The organism is Lunatimonas lonarensis (assembly GCF_000390185.1).
In the GTDB taxonomy this organism is placed as follows: Bacteria; Bacteroidota; Bacteroidia; order Cytophagales; family Cyclobacteriaceae; genus Lunatimonas; species Lunatimonas lonarensis.
On sequence record NZ_AQHR01000055.1, the window covers coordinates 1 to 545 of the forward strand.

Consider the following 545-nt stretch of genomic DNA (forward strand, 5'->3'; position numbering starts at 1 on the left):
GTATACCAAGACATCACTGTCATGACTTTTAAGAAGGAAAATTACACGACCACCGTGCAGAAGGCAAAGGTCGTCGTGCCGGGATTCAGAGAGGCTTTCTCCCGGTTTGAAGAACGAATGGTCCTCGACCAGTGCTCCAGGAGCATGGCCAACAACTACGGACGAAACATCGCACATCTCGCGCTCCACTTCGGCAAGGTCCCCCACGAAGTGCCCATCGACCAGATCAACTCCTACCTCTACCGCCTCACCGTCCACGAAAAGCTCTCCGTCAGCTTCTTCAAGCAGACCGTCTTCGGCATGAGGTACTGGTTCAGGCTGTTCGGGCTCGACCAGCACGCCCTGCAGATGCCCGTCATCAAGAAGACCGAAACCCTGCCCACCGTGCTCTCCAAGCAGGAGTGCAGGGAGATATTCGCCGCCCCACGCCTGCTCAAGCACCGGTTCCTGCTCGCCTTCGCCTATGCAGGCGGGCTGCGCATGAACGAACTGCGTATGCTCAAGATCAGCGACGTGGACCTGCAGCGCAGGCAGATCCATATCCG

General features: G+C 57.6%; 1 protein-coding gene. It reads left to right on the top strand.

Annotation, left to right across the window (positions count from 1 at the left end):
- Positions 1-21 precede the first annotated feature (21 nt).
- A partial coding sequence (locus ADIS_RS22690; RefSeq protein WP_155907333.1) for a tyrosine-type recombinase/integrase occupies positions 22-545 on the top strand: 524 nt, incomplete at its 3' end.